19 protein-coding genes are annotated in these 19,632 nt (G+C 59.6%); 7 read left to right on the forward strand and 12 right to left on the reverse strand.

The annotated features are described in order from the left end of the window. Window positions 1–5: 5 nt before the first annotated feature. A complete protein-coding gene (gene algB, locus BMY54_RS00360) occupies window positions 6–1,352 on the reverse strand; it encodes a sigma-54-dependent response regulator transcription factor AlgB (RefSeq protein ID WP_007954049.1) in 1,347 nt (448 codons plus the stop codon). A 427-nt stretch (window positions 1,353–1,779) separates the two neighbouring features. Between algB and BMY54_RS00365 the strand changes: the two genes are divergently transcribed. From BMY54_RS00365 to BMY54_RS00390, 5 genes are all read left to right on the forward strand, one after another. Next, window positions 1,780–2,064 (forward strand): hypothetical protein, encoded by a 285-nt coding sequence (locus BMY54_RS00365; RefSeq protein ID WP_093429512.1) that lies wholly within the window; start codon window positions 1,780–1,782, stop codon window positions 2,062–2,064. 72 nt (window positions 2,065–2,136) lie between these two features. Next, window positions 2,137–2,301 carry a DUF1328 domain-containing protein gene (locus tag BMY54_RS00370; RefSeq protein WP_003177151.1) on the forward strand — a complete coding sequence of 55 codons (165 nt, stop codon included), beginning with the start codon at window positions 2,137–2,139 and terminating at the stop codon, window positions 2,299–2,301. 2 nt (window positions 2,302–2,303) lie between these two features. Then, window positions 2,304–2,768, forward strand: coding sequence for an inhibitor of vertebrate lysozyme family protein (locus BMY54_RS00375; protein WP_093429513.1), 465 nt, complete (start codon window positions 2,304–2,306; stop codon window positions 2,766–2,768). A gap of 702 nt (window positions 2,769–3,470) precedes the next feature. Continuing rightward, window positions 3,471–4,802, forward strand: coding sequence for a glutamate/aspartate:proton symporter GltP (gene gltP, locus BMY54_RS00385; RefSeq protein ID WP_093429514.1), 1,332 nt, complete (start codon window positions 3,471–3,473; stop codon window positions 4,800–4,802). A gap of 202 nt (window positions 4,803–5,004) precedes the next feature. Next, window positions 5,005–6,234, forward strand: coding sequence for a nucleoside recognition domain-containing protein (locus tag BMY54_RS00390; RefSeq protein WP_093429515.1), 1,230 nt, complete (start codon window positions 5,005–5,007; stop codon window positions 6,232–6,234). 121 nt (window positions 6,235–6,355) lie between these two features. Here the strand turns inward: BMY54_RS00390 and BMY54_RS00395 are convergent, their stop codons facing one another. The 9 genes from BMY54_RS00395 to BMY54_RS00440 all read right to left on the reverse strand — a co-directional run bounded on the left by BMY54_RS00395 (window position 6,356) and on the right by BMY54_RS00440 (window position 16,845). After that, window positions 6,356–6,979: an ABC-type transport auxiliary lipoprotein family protein gene (locus BMY54_RS00395; RefSeq protein ID WP_093429516.1), complete on the reverse strand. Its 624-nt coding sequence runs from the start codon at window positions 6,977–6,979 to the stop codon at window positions 6,356–6,358. After that, window positions 6,976–7,914, reverse strand: a complete 939-nt coding sequence (locus BMY54_RS00400; RefSeq protein ID WP_093429517.1) for an MlaD family protein — start codon at window positions 7,912–7,914, stop codon at window positions 6,976–6,978. The genes BMY54_RS00395 and BMY54_RS00400 overlap by 4 nt, the downstream gene beginning before the upstream one ends. A 1-nt stretch (window position 7,915) precedes the next feature. Further along, complete coding sequence (locus BMY54_RS00405; RefSeq protein WP_093429518.1) at window positions 7,916–8,719, reverse strand: ABC transporter ATP-binding protein; 804 nt, start codon at window positions 8,717–8,719, stop codon at window positions 7,916–7,918. Continuing rightward, complete coding sequence (locus BMY54_RS00410; protein WP_093429519.1) at window positions 8,716–9,864, reverse strand: ABC transporter permease; 1,149 nt, start codon at window positions 9,862–9,864, stop codon at window positions 8,716–8,718. Before BMY54_RS00410 ends, BMY54_RS00405 begins: the two co-directional genes overlap by 4 nt. Window positions 9,865–9,918: 54 nt before the next feature. Next, window positions 9,919–10,947, reverse strand: coding sequence for a DUF5924 family protein (locus BMY54_RS00415; protein WP_016986428.1), 1,029 nt, complete (start codon window positions 10,945–10,947; stop codon window positions 9,919–9,921). A 190-nt stretch (window positions 10,948–11,137) separates the two neighbouring features. Next, the gene (locus BMY54_RS00420; protein ID WP_093429520.1) at window positions 11,138–12,529 is read right to left on the reverse strand and encodes a M16 family metallopeptidase; all 1,392 of its coding nucleotides are present in this window, start codon (window positions 12,527–12,529) and stop codon (window positions 11,138–11,140) included. 169 nt (window positions 12,530–12,698) lie between these two features. Then, a complete protein-coding gene (locus BMY54_RS00425) occupies window positions 12,699–14,357 on the reverse strand; it encodes a Na/Pi cotransporter family protein (protein ID WP_093429521.1) in 1,659 nt (552 codons plus the stop codon). Between the two features lie 327 nt (window positions 14,358–14,684). Then, the gene (locus BMY54_RS00435) at window positions 14,685–15,452 is read right to left on the reverse strand and encodes a TerC family protein (RefSeq protein WP_093429523.1); all 768 of its coding nucleotides are present in this window, start codon (window positions 15,450–15,452) and stop codon (window positions 14,685–14,687) included. 85 nt (window positions 15,453–15,537) lie between these two features. Then, window positions 15,538–16,845, reverse strand: coding sequence for a CitMHS family transporter (locus BMY54_RS00440; protein WP_007911819.1), 1,308 nt, complete (start codon window positions 16,843–16,845; stop codon window positions 15,538–15,540). Between the two features lie 321 nt (window positions 16,846–17,166). Between BMY54_RS00440 and BMY54_RS00445 the strand changes: the two genes are divergently transcribed. Beyond that, the gene (locus tag BMY54_RS00445) at window positions 17,167–17,568 is read left to right on the forward strand and encodes a GFA family protein (RefSeq protein ID WP_093429524.1); all 402 of its coding nucleotides are present in this window, start codon (window positions 17,167–17,169) and stop codon (window positions 17,566–17,568) included. Here the strand turns inward: BMY54_RS00445 and BMY54_RS00450 are convergent, their stop codons facing one another. Further along, entirely contained in the window at window positions 17,569–17,895 is a 327-nt protein-coding gene (locus BMY54_RS00450; RefSeq protein ID WP_093429525.1) for a DOPA 4,5-dioxygenase family protein, read from the reverse strand. Window positions 17,896–17,978: 83 nt separating this feature from the next. Between BMY54_RS00450 and BMY54_RS00455 the strand changes: the two genes are divergently transcribed. Next, the gene (locus BMY54_RS00455; RefSeq protein ID WP_093429526.1) at window positions 17,979–18,644 is read left to right on the forward strand and encodes an NAD(P)-dependent oxidoreductase; all 666 of its coding nucleotides are present in this window, start codon (window positions 17,979–17,981) and stop codon (window positions 18,642–18,644) included. Window positions 18,645–18,651: 7 nt separating this feature from the next. Here BMY54_RS00455 and BMY54_RS00460 read toward each other — a convergent pair whose 3' ends face one another. After that, complete coding sequence (locus BMY54_RS00460) at window positions 18,652–19,602, reverse strand: choline sulfate utilization transcriptional regulator (RefSeq protein ID WP_093429527.1); 951 nt, start codon at window positions 19,600–19,602, stop codon at window positions 18,652–18,654. Between the last annotated feature and the right edge of the window lie 30 nt (window positions 19,603–19,632).

A 19,632-nucleotide genomic window follows, 5' to 3' on the forward strand; every position in this document is an offset into this window, starting at 1 on the left:
GGCGCTCACAGGTTGTACTGCTTGCGCTTGCGATACAGGGTCGAGGCATCGATGCCGAGCGTTTTCGCCGCCTGGTCCAAGGTGCCGGCGGTGGCGAGGACGGCGCCGATGTGGGCCTTCTCCAACTCGTCGAGACTCAACGCGGCACCGACTCGTGGCGCGTTGTTGGCCGGTTGTTCGGCCATGCCCAGGTGGCTGATCTCCACGCGTTCCTGCGGGCAGATGATGCTCGCCCGCTCGACCACGTTGCGCAACTCGCGAATGTTGCCCGGCCAGCGATAGCCGAGCAGTGCCTCGCGAGCCTCGTCGCTGAAGCCGCGTGCCGGACGCGCATACTCTTTGACGAAGCGCGCGAGGAAACGGTCGGCCAACGTCAGGATGTCCTCGGCACGCTCGCGCAGAGGCGGCAGGTGCAGAGTAATGACGTTGAGGCGATAGAGCAGGTCTTCACGGAATCGGCCGTCACGGACCATGTCTTCCAGATTGAGGTTGGTTGCGGCGAGGATGCGCACATCCGCGCGACGAGTCACCGGATCCCCTACCCGCTCATATTCCTTGTCCTGAATGAAACGCAGCAATTTTGGTTGCAATGTCAGCGGAAAATCGCCGATCTCGTCGAGAAACAGCGTACCGCCGTCGGCCTGATTGACTCGGCCCAGTGTACTTTCGCTGGCACCGGTAAATGCGCCTCGACTGTGGCCAAACAGCTCGCTTTCCATCAGTTCAGCGGTCAACGACGGGCAGTTGATGGTCACGCAGGATTTTTTCTCGCGCTTGCTCCAGCCGTGAATCGCTCGGGCCAGCTCACCTTTACCGGTGCCGGACTCGCCGAGGATCAGAATGTTGGCGTCGGTGCCGGCGACCTGACGTGCAGTTTCCAGTACGACTTTCATTGCCGGGCTGTGGGAATCAAGACCGTCCTTCGGTTTGCGGATCTCGCCTTCGAGGGCTTCGAGGCGCGCCGACAGTTGGCGCACTTCCAGTTGCTTGGCGGTGGCCAGACGCAGCTGATCCGGGCTGCACGGTTTGACCAGATAGTCGGCGGCGCCGGCCTGGATCGCGTCGACGGCGGTATCGACAGCCGAATGCGCGGTGACAATCACCACTCGCATCCATGGTGCCTGAATGCGCATCTGCGCCAGTACGTCGAGGCCGTTGTCTTCACCCAGACGTAAATCAAGGAAGCACAGGTCGAAGACCTGGCGTTGCAGCAAGGCGTCGGCCTGAGCCGCGCTGTTGGCTGTGGCAACCGTATAGCCTTCATCTTCGAGGCAATAACGGAAAGTACGCAGGATGGCGGATTCGTCGTCCACCAGCAGAATGCGGCCTTGATGCTCAGTGGCAGATTCCATTTTTCCTACGCTCCATAGTGATTGGTCTTGGGTTAGTCCCGGAAAAATCGGGCAAGTTGCATGGTTGATTCTGAACGATGCCAGCCATAGGAGGGTAGCTCTCTCCTGCCTTTACGGCCAATACGTTGATTTTGTTGGTTTTTTAAACAAATGCCGATTTGCAGGGCATTCCCTGCGTACTTTTCTGACATCTGCGCCCTGCTCTCAATTCCATAAGAATGAAATCTCCTACGAAAAAATCGTGCATTGCGCACGATCCCAGATGACCCATCGTGCAGGATGCGTCGCGAACGTTTTTTACTAAGATCATAACTAATTGATTTTATTGAATATTTTTCAGTTAAAAAACTGGCATGCAGGCTGCAATACCTCATTCAGCCCGGGCAGAAATGAACTGCCCCAACCGAATAAGAGTGAGGAACCCAGGATGACTCGCCAACGTGCCGCCCAAGTGCGTATCTCGCCACTGCATATTCAGCAAGGTCTGTTTGGCGTACTGGCGCTGTTGATCACCCTGATCGCCTGTCAGCAATACCTGCGCTGGGAAAACAGCCAGCAGGTTGAGCCGCTGATTTCGATCCAGCACAACACGCAAACGCACTTCAGCGCCGTCAGCAGCAGCCAGGCCGAGAGCGCCTCGATGCGCATGATGGATGTCGATCAGGCGCAGCCGCTGGATCAACTGCCACGTGAAGAGCGTTGGGTTTTCTAAAGAACACATGAATTCGGGCGCACAGCGCCAGAACACGTAACACCCCTAAATAGAGAAGTAAGGAGAATCACCATGTTGAGCTGGGCAATTACATTCTTGATCATTGCCATCATCGCTGCAGTACTGGGCTTCGGTGGTATCGCGGGCACCGCCACGGGTATCGCCAAGATTCTCTTTGTCGTGTTCCTGGTGATGTTCATCGCTTCCTTCTTCTTTGGCCGTCGCGGCCGAGGTTAACGATGACTGTGTTAAAGACACTGGCAGCCGCCCTGCTTCTGGGCGGTAGTGCCATGGCGATGGCGGCCAATGACGGCCAGACGCGGGTCAACGAACTGTTGAGTTCCGACCCGCAGTATCGCGAAACCTGGGAAGGCGTGGTGAAGAAGGAAGAACGCCTGCCGGAATGGGTGATGAACCTGTCCGGCACGCCTGACCAGCAGATGAATGCCGTGACTGAAGATGGCGACAAGTATCTGGTCGGCCCCCTCTGCGAATCCGCAGACAAGTGCCTCAACCACCGTTTGATCGTCGCCTTCAGTTTCGACAAGAAAGACGCTTACGCCATGCTCGTTGATGTGCCTGAAGGACTGCCGGCCGACAAGTCGCCGACGCGACATGCGACCTATCGCTTCCTCGGCAAACCCGATCAAGGCATGCAGGATCTTTTGATGGAAACCCTGAAGAAAGATCCGAAGTGGTACTGATTTGAACATGAAGGCAGCAGCCCTGCTGCCTTCCATTGCGCCCACCTGAGGAAGGCAGGCGCATGACCAAGGGGCCGGGACGTTCTGACTGTTGCAGGGTCGGAGTGACCTACGGGGACAGGGAGTGCCTGCGCAAGGGCCGGGTCAGGGTAAAAGCTGCGCCGCAGGTTCGCCGACCCGTAGTGGCTCGACGGACTTGCGCTGAGCTTTCCAACACGCAAAACATTGATCCAGAGCGTCCAGCTCATCCTTTTTATCGCTGACACTGCGCGCGAAAACATTACGCGGTGTTTCATGGCGACCGTATATCGACAAAGAGACCGCTTAAACAGTAGGACTTCTAGTCTTCCTGCGTAGGCTTTTTCCTAATTATTTCGTCGATTTTTCTCGTTCAAAAAATAACCAACCTAGGCTGTGATGACCGGTTCACGGCACTTATGCCGGCCGAAATGTCACAATCGAACCGGTTGGGACGCCAGTTTCATTTAAAAAAGCTCATGCCGATTCGGCATAGGGTAGGCGTTTACGGCATTAGACGGCGCAACCTTGCATCGGAATAGTTGCGCCTTTTTTCGCCTGCCGAAGAGCCGTAACTACGCGCTTCGGGGCACCTTATACGGAGGCAGATGCACAGACTTTTCCGCTAAAGAGCGTTCCAGTTCCTGCATGTGCCTGAGTCAAACGCAAGTAAGGGTAAAGATAATGAAGAAGGCAAAAATCAGCCTCGCCTGGCAGATCCTCATCGGTCTTGTTCTAGGGATTGCAATTGGTGCGTTGCTCAATCACTTCAGTGCCGAGAAGGCCTGGTGGATCAGCAACGTCCTGCAACCGGCAGGCGATATCTTTATCCGTCTGATCAAGATGATCGTGATCCCGATCGTCATCTCTTCCCTGATCGTCGGCATCGCCGGCGTGGGCGACGCCAAGAAACTCGGGCGGATCGGCCTGAAGACGATCATCTATTTCGAAATCGTCACCACCATCGCCATCGTTGTCGGCCTGCTGCTGGCCAACCTGTTCCACCCGGGCACCGGCATCGACATGAGCACCCTGGGTACGGTCGACATCTCGAAGTACCAGGCGACCGCCGCCGAGGTGCAGCATGAACACGCGTTCATCGAGACCATCCTCAACCTGATCCCGTCGAACATCTTCGCGGCCATGGCCCGCGGCGAAATGCTGCCGATCATCTTCTTCTCCGTGCTGTTCGGTCTCGGTCTGTCGAGCCTGCAGTCGGACCTGCGCGAGCCGCTGGTGAAGATGTTCCAGGGCGTCTCGGAAAGCATGTTCAAAGTCACCCACATGATCATGAACTACGCCCCGATCGGCGTGTTCGCACTGATCGCGGTGACCGTGGCCAACTTCGGTTTCGCCTCGCTGCTGCCGCTGGCGAAACTGGTGATCCTGGTTTACGTCGCCATCGCCTTCTTTGCCTTCGTGGTGCTGGGCCTGATCGCCAAGCTGTTCGGTTTCTCTGTGATCAAGCTGATGCGCATCTTCAAGGATGAGCTGGTGCTGGCCTACTCCACCGCGTCTTCGGAAACCGTGCTGCCACGCGTGATCGAGAAGATGGAAGCCTACGGCGCACCGAAAGCCATCTGCAGCTTCGTGGTGCCGACCGGTTATTCGTTCAACCTCGACGGTTCGACCCTGTACCAGTCGATCGCCGCCATCTTTATTGCCCAGCTGTATGGCATCGACCTGTCGATCAGCCAGCAGCTGCTGCTGGTCCTGACCCTGATGGTCACCTCCAAAGGCATCGCCGGTGTACCGGGCGTGTCCTTCGTGGTGCTGCTGGCCACTCTGGGCAGCGTCGGCATTCCTCTGGAAGGCTTGGCGTTCATCGCCGGTGTCGACCGCATCATGGACATGGCGCGTACCGCTCTGAACGTGATCGGCAATGCCCTCGCGGTACTGGTTATCGCACGCTGGGAAGGCATGTACGACGATGCCAAGGGCCAGCGCTACTGGAACTCCCTGCCACACTGGCGCAGCAAGGAAAAATTGCCAGCGGGCGAAATCTCCAAGCCGTAACGCAAAACCCTGTGGGAGCGAGCTTGCTCGCGAAGAGGCCGGCACATTCAACCATTATGTTGATTGACACACCGCCTTCGCGAGCAAGCTCGCTCCCACAGTGATTGATGCAAGGCTTACCAACGAACCCCGGAGAAATCCGGGGTTTGTCGTTTCTGGTGACCCCGCTATCATTCGCGGCATTCTTCGGGGGATTTGACTGATGCTTAATGGCCTGTGGCTTGGCTTCTTCATCGTGGCAGCCGTATCGGCGCTGGCGCAGTGGCTGATCGGCGGCAACGCCGGGATCTTCGCGGCGATGGTGGAAAGCATTTTCGCCATGGCCAAGCTCTCGGTCGAAGTCATGGTGCTGCTGTTCGGCACCCTCACCCTGTGGCTGGGCTTTCTGCGCATTGCCGAGAAGGCCGGCATTGTCGAATGGTTGGCCAAGGTCCTCGGCCCGCTGTTTCTACGGCTGATGCCGGAAGTCCCACCCGGTCACCCTGCCCTTGGCCTGATCACCCTAAACTTCGCCGCCAACGGCTTGGGCCTCGACAATGCCGCGACGCCCATCGGCCTGAAAGCCATGAAGGCGCTGCAAGAGCTCAATCCCAGCGCCACCATCGCCAGTAACGCGCAAATCCTCTTCCTGGTGCTCAACGCCTCCTCCCTGACCCTGCTGCCGGTGACGATCTTCATGTACCGCGCCCAGCAAGGCGCGCCAGATCCGACGCTGGTGTTCCTGCCGATCCTGCTGGCGACCAGTTGTTCGACGATCGTCGGCTTCCTCTCGGTGGCGTTCATGCAGCGCCTGCGGATCTGGGATCCGGTGGTGCTGGCCTATCTGGTACCGGGTGCGCTGTTGTTGGGTGGTTTCATGGCGTTGCTCGGCACCCTTTCAGCGACGGCTTTGGCGGGATTGTCGTCGATCCTCGGCAATATCACGCTGTTCGGGTTGATCATGCTGTTTCTGATCATCGGCGCGTTGAGGAAAGTGAAGGTTTACGAGGCGTTCGTTGAAGGCGCGAAGGAAGGCTTCGACGTCGCGAAGAACCTGCTGCCGTATCTGGTGGCGATGCTCTGCGCGGTCGGCGTACTGCGTGCGTCCGGGGCGCTGGACTTCGGTCTGGACGGCATTCGTCATCTGGTCGAGTGGGCGGGTTGGGACACGCGGTTTGTCGATGCGTTGCCGACGGCGATGGTCAAGCCGTTCTCCGGCAGCGCAGCGCGGGCCATGCTGATCGAGACGATGAAGACCTCGGGCGTCGACAGCTTCCCGGCGCTGGTCGCGGCGACGGTGCAGGGTAGTACCGAGACGACGTTCTATGTGCTGGCAGTGTATTTCGGCGCGGTGGGGATTCAACGCGCGAGGCATGCGGTGGGGTGTGCGTTGCTGGCGGAGTTCGCTGGTGTGGTTGGCGCCATTGCCGTCTGCTACTGGTTCTTCGGCTGAACAAAAATCCATACTGTAGGAGTGAGCCTGCTCGCGATAGCGGTGTATCAGTCACCGATGATGGCGATTGATAAACCGCTATCGCGAGCAGGCTCACTCCTACAGGGGTTGTGTGTCGGGCTTAAGGTTTTGGGGGGGCGAGTTTCTGGCCTTGATCGACAGCCCAAGCGACGACTTTCGCGGTCAGGCGATCACTGGCCTGGCCAAACCCGGCCACCACCGCCGGCACCTGCACATCGCTCAACGGCTGGCGCTCTTCAAAGCGGCGACTGGCGAGAATGCGCTGGTCATAACCGCGCACCAGCAACGCATCGACGCGCACCACAACGCTGGCCTGTGAGCCTTGGTATTCGGTCTGAAACGCCTGCAAACTCCCGCCCAATTCCAGATCCGCCGCAAAGTTGCTGTCATCGGTACTAAGCAACGTCACCCGACCATCACGCTGAAACCCATCGAGCAAGCGATTACGCACCAGCACCGGCGCCGGATCACTCCAGCGCGAGCCCTTGTAACTGCTGATCACGTCGCCCTGCGGAATCACCGCAATCGTCGGCCGGTTCAACGCCTCACTGGCCTGCAACTTGTTCAGCCGCAACGACCAAGACTGAGTCGCCGCTGAACTGGCCGAGGCGGGCGCCTGGGCGGCCGGCAGGCGATAGACATCCGACGGCTCCGACTGGGGCAGAATCGAACAGGCGCTGATCAGCGTGAAGCCGGCGAGAAGGGCAAGTCGAGTCAGCTTCATGGCGTGAATTCCTTGTTCTTGTCACGGCCCAGCAGGTAGCCGCTGGGGTTGGCCTCAAGGCGTTGGGAGATGGCGCGCAGCGAGGTCAGCGTCTCGCGCAGTTCGCGGATCGCCGGGGCCAGGCCATTGAGGCCCTGCATGCCGTTGTCGAGGGAGTTTTCGTTTTTGTTCAGCAGGGTGCTGATCGTCGCGGTACTTTGCTCCAGCGACTTCATGGCTTGTTCGGCACTGCCCAATGCCTGCTTGCCCTGATCGTTGATCAAGCCGTTGGCATTGCGCATCAATAACGAGGTCTGTTCGAGCATGCTGCCGGCCTGTTTGCCAACGCTCGCCAGTTGCTGCATGGCTTGCTTGATGTCACCGCGCTGATCGTTGATGGTGCCGGTGGTCTGCTCCAGATGGGCGAGGGTTTTGCTCACACGCTCGACGTTGTCGGCAGAGAACATCTGGTTGGCGTTTTGCAGCAGCGCGGTGATGCCGCTCATCAAATCATTGCTGTCATTGAGCAGCCGCGAAATAGGCGAGGGCGAAGCGACGATGGTCGGCAGATTGCCGTCATGTCCACGCAGTTTCGGGCTCTCGGGCGTACCGCCGCTGAGCTGGATAATCGACGTACCGGTGATCCCGGCCAGCGCCAGTTTGGCCTGGGTGTCTTCCTTGACTGGCGTGTCACCGGCCAGGCGAATCCGCGCCAGCACCCGCCGTGGGTCCTTCGGATCAAGGCGCAGGTTGATGACATCGCCGACCTTGATCCCGCTGTACTGCACCGGGCTGCCCTTGGACAAGCCACTGACCGCCTCACTGAAGACAATTTCGTAATCCTTGAACTCGGTGTCGACGCTGGACTTGGCCAGCCACAGGCCGAAGAGCAGGGCGCCTGCCACCACAATCACGGTGAACAGGCCGATCAACACATGATGCGCTCGGGTTTCCATGTCAGACCTCGTTGAGCAATTTGGCGGCGTCCAGCGCCGAGCGGCCGCGCGGGCCGTGGAAGTATTCGTGAATCCACGCGTCGTCGGTTTCCGAGACAACGTCGATGGGACCTGCCACTAGCACCTTCTTCTGCGCCAGCACCGCCACGCGGTCAGTGATGGTGTAGAGCGTGTCGAGGTCGTGGGTCACCAGAAACACGCTGAGGCCGAGTGCATCGCGCAGGGTCAGGATCAATTGATCGAATTGCGCCGCGCCAATCGGATCGAGGCCGGCAGTGGGTTCATCGAGAAACAGAATGTCCGGATCCAGCGCCAGCGCCCGGGCCAACGCCGCACGCTTGATCATGCCGCCAGACAACGACGCCGGGTATTTGTCCGCTGCCGACAGCGGCAGCCCGGCCAGCGCCAGTTTCACCGCGGCCAGGTGCTCGGCGTCGTTGCGGCTGAGGCCGGCGTGTTCGATAAGAGGCAGGGCGACGTTCTCGGTGACGGTCAGCGAGGAGAACAGCGCGCCTTTCTGAAACAGCACACCAAAACGGCGTTCGACCAGCGAGCGCTCATGCTCGGACAGGCTCGGCAGGTTCTTGCCGAACACTTTGACGATGCCTTCGCTAGGCCGGCGCAGGCCGACGATGCTGCGCAGCAACACCGATTTGCCGCTGCCGGAGCCGCCGACCACGGCGAGAATCTCGCCTTTGTACAAATCCAGATCGAGGTTCTCGTGCACGCTCTGGCTGCCAAAGCGATTGCACAGGCCACGGACTTCGATCACCGCCTCCGAGGGCCCGCGGGGTAGACGACTCACCAGCCCATCTCCATGAAGAACAGCGCGGCCACCGCGTCGAGCACGATCACCACGAAAATCGATTGCACCACGGCAGACGTGGTGTGCGCGCCAACCGACTCGGCGCTGCCACTGACCTTGAAACCTTCCAGACAACCAATCGCGGCAATCAGGAAAGCGAAGATCGGGGCTTTGACCAGGCCCACCAGAAAATGCTGGATGCCGATGTCCGATTGCAGCAACGACAGAAACATCGCCGGCGAAATATCCAGCGACACCGCACAGACCACGCCGCCACCGATGATCCCGCAAAGCATGGCGAGAAACGTCAGCATCGGCAGCGCCACCAGCATCGCCAATACCCGCGGCACCACCAGCAACTCCATCGGATCGAGGCCGAGGGTGCGGATTGCGTCGATTTCCTCGTTGGCCTTCATCGAGCCGATCTGCGCAGTGAAGGCACTGGCAGTGCGCCCGGCCATGAGGATCGCCGTGAGCAGCACACCGAATTCGCGCAGGAACGAGAAGCCCACCAGGTCCACAGTAAAAATTGTCGCACCGAAACTGGCCAGCACCGTCGCGCCAAGAAACGCCACCACCGCACCCACCAGAAAAGTCAGCAACGCCACAATCGGCGCGGCGTCGAGGCCGGTCTGCTCGATGTGCGCGATCATCGGCGTGATGCGCCAGCGCTTGGGCCGTAACAGGTTGCGAGCGATGGTTTCCATGATCAGGCCGACGAAACCGAGCAGTTGCAGAGTGTCCTGCCAGACGGTGTCGACGGCGCGACCAATGCGCGTCAGCAGTTGCACACTGACGCTGATTTCCGGTTCTTTGATCGGCACGCAGAAATCGGTCATCGAGCAGTACACGGTTTGCAGCAGCGCGCGGTCGGCGGAGGTCAGGGTGCAATCGGGGTGTTCGGCGGATTTGCCCAGGCGTTCGGAGCCGAGCAGTTCGACCAGCAACGAAGCGCCAGCGGTGTCGAGGGCGCCGAGGCTGTTGAGGTCGATCGGGGTGTTGGCATCGTACTGACCGTGGAGCTTTTCGCTCAGTTGCTTGAGCTCGGCGTAATGGGCAAGCGTCCAGTCCCCCGTGACCCGCAGGCGGGCAGGGGTTATCGACGTGTCCAGTTGAGCATTACCGCTGATCGAGCTGCTGGTCATAAGCTCCGTGCTTGTTCGGCCTTTATGCGAACTAACGTAATAGCACGAACCGGATTACTTTTCTTTGATCGCTGTGCTGTCCGTGACTTCGAAACGCAGCACGCCGATCACCTGGCCATCCTCGGTCAACACCCGCACCTGCCACTTGCCCGCCGGATTGCCAGGGAAATTCTGCTTGTGCGTCCACGCCCGGTAGCCTTCCTTGCGCCCGCCGTGGATGTCGAGGGCGATGCGGTCGACCTCTTTGCCGTTGAATTGCCAGACGTGATAAATCCGCTCATCGAGCCCGCGCGGCGCATTGATCGCGGTGTAGGCATAGAGGCCATCGCCACGAATCTGCTCGGCACTGACCGTGTCGAGGCTGGCGCCGGGGGTGCGGTCCTGCATTTGCGTGCTGATCGCCACGTCGGTCATCCACAGCGTCGCCGGCGGCACCCACGAACGCAGCGCCCAACCCACGCCACCGATGCCGACCGTGATGCACAGGATTGCCAAAGCATTGCGCACCGTGCGGATCGGGAAGATCGACGCCAGGCTCGGGAACGACAACAACACGGCAATGCCCAGCGCCCATTTGAAGCTTTGCGCGGTGGTCAGGTGCATGATCACCGGCAACGCGGTGAGCAGGGCGGCGAACAGGGTCAGCGTGTGCAGCGCGAGAAACGCCCAGCGCCGTGGCGCCAGCCATTTGTAATAAAGCGGATCGACGATGGAAATCAGTGCGGCGACGCTGAGCAGCCCGGTGAAAAACAACTGGCCGCTATTCCACGTCGTGGTGATGAAAAAGAACGGCAGGACGAAAAACAGGCTTTCCTGATGAATCATCTGCGTCGCGTAACGCAGCAGCGGCTGGGGAATCTCGCGTTTGAACACGCGGGTGAAGAGGCCGGTGAGGGTGTTTTCCAGCATCAGCCAGATCCAGCTGAGCAGCATGATCACGGTGATCCAGCTCGCCAGGCCCTGCTGACGATCGACCATGATGAAACTGCCGACCCCGGAGATGAACCCGCCAAGCGCAATGACCCCGGGATAACGCTTCATCAGTTCGAGAATGCGCTGGATCAGGAGCTGTATTTTTGGCATTTGGGCGGTTCACGACTTGAGGGGAAAAACCTCGACAGAGTAGCGCCCGTCGGGCGCTGTGGCGAGGCTGCCGGTCAGTAAATCCAACACCTCACCCTGTGGGAGCGAGCTTGCTCGCGAAGGCGGCGGGTCAGTCACCACATTTGTTGAATGACACACCGCTTTCGCGAGCAAGCTCGCTCCCACAGGGTCAGTGTTCGGCGGGTTTTCGGCGGTGATGCAAACGCCAGCCGATCAGGATCAACAACACCAGACCCAAGCCACCCGCACTCAACCACAAAACCTGATCATCACTGATCAACGGCTTCTCGATCCGCAGATACCCCGGTTGCAACAGCAACTCACGCATGGCCTTGTTCGCCGCTTCCAGCGTCACCCCTTGCAGCTCCCGCGCCGGGTTGGCAAAACGACCGTCCTGGTAATCACCGAGGGCGCTCCAGTAATAATCCGCCAGCGCACTGTTGCCTTGCACCGCCCACGCCTGATGGGCGATCGAGGCCTGCTTGATCCGCGCGAAAGTATCCGGGTCTAGGCCATTTTTCAGCAGATCAGCCTTGAGGTCCTCCAGCACCTGAATGGCTTCGTCAACGTCATCACGATCCAGATCGGCGTTCAGACTCATGAAGCCCACACCGCCAAACACCTCACGCTCAGCCCACGGCCCGTAGGACAAACCGTGGTTGAGACGGATCTGTCGGTACAACGCCCAGTCGAGGTAATCCTTGAGGATATCGAACGTCTGGTCGTACTGATCGTCCAGCACCGGTTCCGGCACCAGCCAGTGCAATTTGGCGCTGTCGCCGATAAAGCCACGGGTGAGCGTGCGCTCGTGGGCGGCGCTGGTGCGGATATCCGGCAGTGGGCGGTGTTCGCTTGGCTCGACCGCTTCGAGCGCGCCCCAAGTGCGTTCCAGATACGCCGGCAGCAGTTTGTCGAGTTCGCCGACGACAATCAGCGTCATGTTGTTCGGCGCGTACCAGGCCTTGCGCACCTTCTCCAGTTGCTCCTGAGTCAGATGGCCGACCTCGGCGCGTTGCGGGCATTTGAGGCCCAGTTCAACAGCTAGCTGATTGCTCGCGGTGTGGCCGAGGTCCTGACGATCGAGAAAGCGTTGCAGGCGTGTGTAATGGCCGCCGTCCTCGCGCTCGACCACACGTTTGGCGGCGTTGATCGCGTTGTCGTCGATACGCGTTTGCGTGAGCAGAGCGAGCAGCAGGTCGAGTACCTTGCGCTGGTTTTTCGCCGGAGCTTCGATGACGAAGGTGGTGTCGGCGTTGCTGGTGAAGGCATTCCAGTCACCGCCCAGCGCTTGCATGCGCTCCTCCAGACCACCTTCGCCGGTGGCGTCGATGCCACTGAACAGCAGGTGTTCGAGCAGGTGCGGCAGCTCCTTGTCATCGCACTCGAAATCATCAAGGCCGACGCCGACCACCAGCCGGATCGCCACGTGCCCCCGTTCGGTGCCGGGCTTGAGCATTAGCTGCAAACCGTTGGGCAGCGCATAGCCTTCAACCTGAAAACGATCCAGGGCGAAGGCGGGCAGGGAACCGAGCAACAGACAGGCGAACAACAGGCAACGCATAACAGGCTTCCGTACGGCTGATTTGGAGATCCGTGTCGTCAGTCAGGGCCCCATCGCGAGCAGGCTCACTCCTGCATTTGGAATGCGTCCCCCCTGTAGGAGTGAGCCTGCTCGCGATAGCGGCCTGAAGGCTGAATCAATGTAACTGACTAAACCCAGCCCCAGTCGTTCAAGGCGAATGCGTAATGTCGGCAATATCATCCGCCGCCAGCGCCCCGGTATCCGCCGTTTCCAGCACCACATACGCACTGCCGCAAAACAGCGAATTCAAGCGTTTCATGTCGGCAATCAACTCCAGGTGCAGCGAGCTGGTTTCAATACTCTGCACGATCTTGCGTTGCAAACGGCTGACATGCGCGTGGGCCAGACGACGTTCCTGCGCGCGAAAGCGGCGTTTCTCGCGGAGCAATTGCCGGGCACTTTCGCGGTCGCCGCTGAGAAACACCGACAGGCCCAAACGCAAATTGGCGATCAGTTGCTGTTGCAGCCCGGCCAGGTCCTCCAGACCTTCTTCGGAAAACGAGCGCCGCTGCGAGGTTTTCTGCTGCTGGATCTTGCGCAGCATGCGTTCGATCAAATCGGCGGCCAGTTTCAGATTGATCGCCAGCTCGATGATTTCGGCCCAGCGCCGACTGTCCTGCTCGCCGAGGTCTTCGCGGGGCATCTGCGCCAGGTACAGTTTGATTGCGCTGTACAGCGCTTCGACGTCGTCGGTCAGTCGACGCATTTCCTGGGTGACGGCGGTCTGCTTGCCGTGCAGCACATCGAGGGTCGCGTCGAGCATGTTGTCGAGCAGATCGCCCATGCGCAGGGTTTCCCGCGCGGCGTTGGCCAACGCCAGGCTCGGTGTGACCAGCGCGGTCGCGTCGAGATGGCGGGGTTTGGCGGTGCCGTTGACCTCCGGCCGCTCCGGCAGCAGCCAAGCACACAGGCGTGCCATCGGCCCGACGCTTGGTAGAAGAATCAGGCAGCGCGCGGTGTTGTAGAGCAGGTGGAAGCCGATGACCATTTCCTGCGGGCTGAAATCGAGGCTGTCGATCCAGTGCACCAACGGATCGAGTACCGGAATGATCAGCAGCAAGCCGATCAGTTTGTACAGCAGACTGCCCAGCGCCACTTGCCGCCCGGCCGCGTTCTGCATGCTGGTGCTCATGAACGCAAGAATGCCGCTGCCAATATTGGCGCCGATCACCAGGCCGATCGCCACCGGCAGACTGATCACACTGGCGCCGGCCAGTGTCGCGGTGAGCAACACGGCGGCGAGGCTCGAGTAGGAAATCATCGCGAACAACGCGCCGACCAAGGCGTCGAGAAGGATATCGCCGGTCAGCGAGGCGAAGATCACCTTGACCCCTTGCGCGTGGGTGATCGGTGCGGCGGCCTCGACGATCAATTGCAGCGCGAGAATGATCAGCCCCAGACCGATGCTGACCCGGCCCATCTGCCCGAGCCGCGTCTGTTTGCGCGACAGAAAGAATATCACCCCGAGGAAAATCAGCAGCGGCGACAGCCACGACAAGTCAAACGTCAGCACCCGCGCCATCAGCGCGGTACCGACGTCGGCGCCGAGCATGGTCGCCAGCGCCGGGGTCAGCGCCATCAGGCCCTGGCCGACGAAGGAAGTGACGAGCATGGCCGTAGCATTGCTGCTCTGCACCATCGCGGTAACGACGATGCCGGCGACAAAGGCCAGCCAGCGCTTGGACATGTTCTGGCCGATCACATGGCGCAGATTGGTGCCGTACACCCGCAGGATGCCGGTTCGAACGATGTGCGTGCCCCAGATCAGCAGGGCGACGGCGGAAAGCAGATTGAGCAGGGTGAGCATGCAGACCCCCTGTAATAGCAGTGCCTCAGAGAGGCAAGTTGACGGTACCGCGCGGTTTCTACGTTTTTGATACTTAAGCTGTAGTTGGCTAACGGTCTGGGCGCCAGCATTGCACAGCTAAAGTGTCGATTGAAACAAAAGTGTCATGAAAACGGGTTCATTCACCCACCTGAATCCGACACGTTCCCCCTGCGTTACTCAAAACAAATGTGGGAGCGAGCTTGCTCGCGAAAGCGGTGGGCCAGCCAACATTTCTGTCGACTGACACGAAGCCTTCGCGAGCAAGCTCGCTCCCACAGGGGTATTGCGTGCGTCTGGACTACCGGGTTACTGGCCCGGGATGTCCTTGCGCAGTTTCACCGGGTCTTGCTGCTGTTTTTTCTTGGCCATTGCGCCGCGCAGCTTGATGTTGATCGCTTCCACGGCCAGCGAGAACGCCATGGCGAAGTAGACGTAGCCCTTCGGCACATGCACGTCGAACGACTCGGCAATCAGCACGGTGCCGACCACCAGCAGGAACGACAGCGCCAGCATCTTCAGCGACGGGTGTTTGTCGATGAACTCGCTGATCTTGCCCGAGGCCAGCATCATCACCAGCACCGCCACGACGATCGCCGCGACCATCACCGGCACGTGGGACACCATGCCCACCGCCGTGATCACCGAATCCAGCGAGAAGACGATGTCGATGATTGCAATCTGGATGATGGTGTAGAGGAAGTTGCCACCCTTGCCGCCCGGGGTTTCGTCGCTTTCGTCTTCGCCTTCCAGCGCGTGGTACATCTCTTGCGAGCTCTTCCACAGCAGGAACAGACCACCGAAGAACAGGATCAGGTCACGGCCGGAAATGCCTTGGCCGAACACTTCGAACAGGTCGGCGGTGAGGCGCATGACCCAGGTGATCGACAGCAGCAACAGGATGCGGGTGATCATGGCCAGGCCAAGACCGAAGATCCGGGTGCGCTGTTGCATGTGTTTGGGCATGCGGCTGACCAGGATCGAAATCATGATGATGTTATCGATGCCCAGAACGATTTCCAGGGCGGTCAGGGTAAAGAAGGCAACCCAGATTTCGGGGTTGGTCAGCCAATCCATGTGTATTCCTTTGAGCGAGTGTTAAACCGAAAAAGGCCCGGGCTTCAAACCGCGAAGCCAGGACCCGAAACGGTGAGTCGTGGGCTTATAGAGTGCTGAACACCGGGAAAGTCCCCAACAGCAGTGCAGCAATCAGAATGCAGATACAAACCAGGATCGCCCATTTCAGGGTGAAACGCTGGTGGTCACCAAAATCAATACCGGCCAGGGCCACCAACAGATAGGTCGATGGCACCAACGGGCTCAGCAAGTGGACGGGCTGACCGACGATCGAGGCACGGGCCATTTCCACTGCGGTGATCCCGTAGTGGCTGGCGGCTTCGGCCAACACCGGCAACACGCCATAGTAGAACGCATCGTTGGACATGAAGAAGGTGAACGGCATGCTCACCAGCGCCGTGATCACGGCCAGGTAAGGGCCGAGGAAATCCGGAATCACCGCCAACAGGCTCTTCGACATCGCATCGACCATGCCGGTGCCGCTCAGGATACCGGTGAAGATACCCGCCGCAAAGATCAGCCCGACCACTGCCAGCACGCTACCGGCGTGAGCCGCAACGCGATCCTTCTGCATCTGCAGGCAAGGGTAGTTGACGATCATGGCAATACTGAACGCGACCATGAATAGAACCGGCAGCGGCAGCAGGCCAGCGATCAGGGTGCACATCAGGCCGAAGGTCAGGGCGCCGTTGAACCAGATCAGTTTTGGACGGCGGGCATCCGGGAACTGCGACACGCTGATTTCGCTGTGATCGATATCATCGCCAACCAGATGCAGCTCACCCAGACGCGCACGTTCACGTTTGCCGTAGAAATAAGCGATAACCAGAATCGCGACCACACCCGCGGCCATCGCCGGGATCATCGGTACGAAGATGTCCGACGGGTCAACATGCAGCGCACTCGCGGCCCGGGCAGTCGGGCCACCCCATGGGGTCATGTTCATCACGCCGCCGGCGAGAATGATCAGACCGGCCATGATCCGCGGGCTCATGCCGATGCGGCTGTACAGCGGCAGCATGGCGGCCACGCAGATCATGTAAGTGGTCGCGCCGTCACCATCGAGGGAAACGACGAGCGCCAGTACGGCGGTGCCGACCGAAACCTTCAGCGGGTCGCCCTTGACCAGTTTGAGGATCTTGCGCACGGCCGGGTCGAACAGGCCGGAGTCGATCATCAGGGCGAAATAGAGAATGGCGAACATCAGCATCACGCCAGTCGGCGCGAGCTTGGTGATGCCTTCGAGCATCATCGGGCCGATCTTCGGTGCAAAGCCGCCGAACAGGGCGAAGACGATCGGGATGATGATCAGAGCGATCAGCGCGGACAGGCGCTTGGTCATGATCAGGAACATGAACGTGATGACCATGGCGAAGCCAAGGAAAGTCAGCATGGGAATACTCCAGGCGTAGCGCGGCTAGTTAAATGAGCAGATCGGGCCGATCAGCGCAGAACGGGAAGCACGAGACGTACGAGCGGAGTTGAAGCGAGGAGGCGGGTTGCAGAGGACATCAGAATCACCATTGTTGTTGTTAATTGGGCCTTTAGTGCGAGGTATCACACGCATTGGCCAACCGGTCTGTTGCCGGAAGTGAGGCGATCCTAATCGGGCAAGCTTTCAGCTACCTTTCGCTGCAGAAAGCTTTGAATGAACGGTCAACCGGCCGTCGGATGCGATCTAGAGTCAATAAACACGGGAAGGGGAGCTTTCGAGATGAGCCAATCGCACAGCGGAGGCTGCCACTGCGGACACATTCGTTATCAGTTCAGCGGGGCGTTGCAGGACATAGCCCATTGCCATTGTTCGATTTGCCGCAAGGTCAGCGGCGGCATCGTCACGACGTGGATCACGGTGCCAGCCTCCAGTTTCCAATGGCTGGTCGGTACGCCGTCGCGTTACGACTCGTCTGCCAGTTGTACGCGGTTCTTTTGCCCACAGTGCGGCGCGCAACTGGCGTTGGTGACGTTGCTCAGCCCACAGAGTATCGACGTGACCATCGCCACCCTCGATCAACCCGAGCTGGCGCCCGCCGAACGACACATCTGGACCGACAGCCAATTGCCCTGGCTGCACCTGGACGAGCATCTGCCGGGCGAAGCCGAAGAAACGATCTGATCAGAAAACAGACAGATCCAGCGACCGCATCGCGCCCATCCAGATTGCGTGTTCGGTGTGGTCGAGCAGGTCATCGCCAGTGTCCGGGTGCAGAAACACCACCAGACCTTTGCGGTTCAACACCAGCCACGGCAGCACATCGCTGATCAACTCGGGGCCGAAGGCCAACTGGCAACTCCAGTCCGGATGCGGACCGACCGGACGTTCGTGAACGCGGCCCATTTTCACTGCAAATAACTGCGCGGCCTGCTCGCACAAGGCCCGTGCCTGTTCAATGGTGCTGGCGTCGAAATAGACGTGGGCGTGGTAGCCCTTGATCGCTTGCATCTGAAGCCCTCGGAAATCGGTTCGAACCCTCGGCGTTGCCCGTATGTCACACGTCATACAAGGGATAAGAAAAGGGATCAGCCATGAAAAATGCCGAAACCCCGGCGGTAAAAGTGGTGCTCTATGGTGCCATGAGTAGCCTGGGCAGCGCGTTGATGGCTGAGTTGCTGCGTCGTCAGCATGAAGTCATCGCCATTCTCGACGATCTGACCGCACTTGCGCCGCGTCCCGGACTACGCACCAAGAGCGGCGATCTGTTCGACTCCGAGAGGGTCAATCAAAGTGTGGCCGGCAGTTCGGTGGTCATCTGCTTATTGGATGCGCCAGGTTTGCCATTCAGCAGCGATCACGTTGAGCGCTCTGTCGTACTCGGCCCCGTCGAGCAGGTGCTGGCCGTCGATGCATTGGTCGATGGACTGCAAGCCGCCAACGTTTCGCGGCTGTTTCTGGTGGGGGATTTTGCCGTACTCGATGAGCCGGACGTCGATGATCGCCTGCAACGCCATGCTGCCGAAGAAATTCGCGAAGCCGTGCAAAGCAGCCCGCTGCACTGGACACTGGTCAATGCGCCACACGGCGTGGCCGGGCTGACCATTGAGCATTTCAGCCAGGTCGGCGGCAATCTCGAACCGGGTCTGGCCGAGCCACTGGAGCGGCTGAACCGCGTGGCGGTGGGGATTGCCGATGAGCTACGGCTGAATTTGCATGTAGGGCAGCATGTGAATTTCGTTGCGGCTTCAGATTCGTAAACGATCTTCAAACCGCGATCGAAGGCAGCGTCAAACCGTTGAGGGATTGCGCGCTGCTCGCCTGTTCCGCCATTAACCAATCGACAAACTGTTGAATCAACGCGCCCCGACGTTTGCGCTGGGGCAGCACCACGTAATAACCGAGGCGCGACAAGGTCGTTTCGGCGATGGGGCGGCACAGCAAACCCTGACTCAGCAAGTTATCCACAAGGTGCCGCCAGCCAATCGCTACGCCTTGACCGCCAATCGCCGCTTGAATCAACAGCGTGTAATTGTCGAAGCGCAATTGCCCCGGCGCCGGCGGCGTATTGATACCGAGTTCACGGAACAGACCACTCCAGTCAAACCAGTTGCTGCTGTTTTCCCCACGCAGGTGCAGCAACGGGAACTCCAGCAGTGCGTGAGCAGGCAAGGGCAGGGCGCGATCCTTGAGCAATTGCGGGCTGCACACCGGGAATACTTCTTCGCTGAACAACCAATGGCTTTCGCCCTGCTTGAAACGCCCATCACCGAACAGGATCGCCACGTCGATATCGGTGCGCAGCATGTTGTGGTTGCGTTCGCTGGTCACCAGGCTGACGTCGACCTGCGGGTTAGCTTCATGAAAGCGGTGCAGGCGCGGCATCAGCCAATAAGCAGCGAAGGCAAAGTCGGTGGCAACTTGCAGGACTTCATGTTGTTGCTGTGCGCTGATCGCGCTCAATCCTGCATCGATATTCTGTAAACCGAGAGTAACTTGCTCAAACAGTATCGCGCCGACTTCGGTCAGCTCGATCCCACGGTAAATGCGATCAAATAGTCGCGTACCGAGTTGTTCTTCCAGCCGTTTGATCTGCTGACTGATCGCTGGTTGCGTGGTGCCAAGCTCTACCGCCGCTGCGGTAAAGCTGCGCTGGCGAGCGGCCGCCTCAAAGGCGCGCAACAGGTCGAGGGACAGATCACCCAAGGCTTCATACATAATCTGTGCTTATCCTAGTCATTGTCCGGC

Origin of the sequence: Pseudomonas sp. ok266, assembly GCF_900110195.1 — a bacterium.
Taxonomy (GTDB): Bacteria; Pseudomonadota; Gammaproteobacteria; order Pseudomonadales; family Pseudomonadaceae; genus Aquipseudomonas; species Aquipseudomonas neuropathica.

Coding starts and splice junctions, on each gene's coding strand:
- BMY54_RS00415 (WP_016986428.1), bottom strand. CDS start 10,947: ATGCCAAAAATACAGCTCCTGATCCAGCGCATTCTCGAACTGATGAAG.
- BMY54_RS00410 (WP_093429519.1), bottom strand. CDS start 9,864: ATGACCAGCAGCTCGATCAGCGGTAATGCTCAACTGGACACGTCGATA.
- BMY54_RS00365 (WP_093429512.1), top strand. CDS start 1,780: ATGACTCGCCAACGTGCCGCCCAAGTGCGTATCTCGCCACTGCATATT.
- algB (WP_007954049.1), bottom strand. CDS start 1,352: ATGGAATCTGCCACTGAGCATCAAGGCCGCATTCTGCTGGTGGACGAC.
- BMY54_RS00390 (WP_093429515.1), top strand. CDS start 5,005: ATGCTTAATGGCCTGTGGCTTGGCTTCTTCATCGTGGCAGCCGTATCG.
- BMY54_RS00395 (WP_093429516.1), bottom strand. CDS start 6,979: ATGAAGCTGACTCGACTTGCCCTTCTCGCCGGCTTCACGCTGATCAGC.
- BMY54_RS00375 (WP_093429513.1), top strand. CDS start 2,304: ATGACTGTGTTAAAGACACTGGCAGCCGCCCTGCTTCTGGGCGGTAGT.
- BMY54_RS00370 (WP_003177151.1), top strand. CDS start 2,137: ATGTTGAGCTGGGCAATTACATTCTTGATCATTGCCATCATCGCTGCA.
- BMY54_RS00455 (WP_093429526.1), top strand. CDS start 17,979: ATGAAAAATGCCGAAACCCCGGCGGTAAAAGTGGTGCTCTATGGTGCC.
- BMY54_RS00435 (WP_093429523.1), bottom strand. CDS start 15,452: ATGGATTGGCTGACCAACCCCGAAATCTGGGTTGCCTTCTTTACCCTG.
- BMY54_RS00400 (WP_093429517.1), bottom strand. CDS start 7,914: ATGGAAACCCGAGCGCATCATGTGTTGATCGGCCTGTTCACCGTGATT.
- BMY54_RS00420 (WP_093429520.1), bottom strand. CDS start 12,529: ATGCGTTGCCTGTTGTTCGCCTGTCTGTTGCTCGGTTCCCTGCCCGCC.
- BMY54_RS00425 (WP_093429521.1), bottom strand. CDS start 14,357: ATGCTCACCCTGCTCAATCTGCTTTCCGCCGTCGCCCTGCTGATCTGG.
- BMY54_RS00445 (WP_093429524.1), top strand. CDS start 17,167: ATGAGCCAATCGCACAGCGGAGGCTGCCACTGCGGACACATTCGTTAT.
- BMY54_RS00450 (WP_093429525.1), bottom strand. CDS start 17,895: ATGCAAGCGATCAAGGGCTACCACGCCCACGTCTATTTCGACGCCAGC.
- BMY54_RS00440 (WP_007911819.1), bottom strand. CDS start 16,845: ATGCTGACTTTCCTTGGCTTCGCCATGGTCATCACGTTCATGTTCCTG.
- gltP (WP_093429514.1), top strand. CDS start 3,471: ATGAAGAAGGCAAAAATCAGCCTCGCCTGGCAGATCCTCATCGGTCTT.
- BMY54_RS00460 (WP_093429527.1), bottom strand. CDS start 19,602: ATGTATGAAGCCTTGGGTGATCTGTCCCTCGACCTGTTGCGCGCCTTT.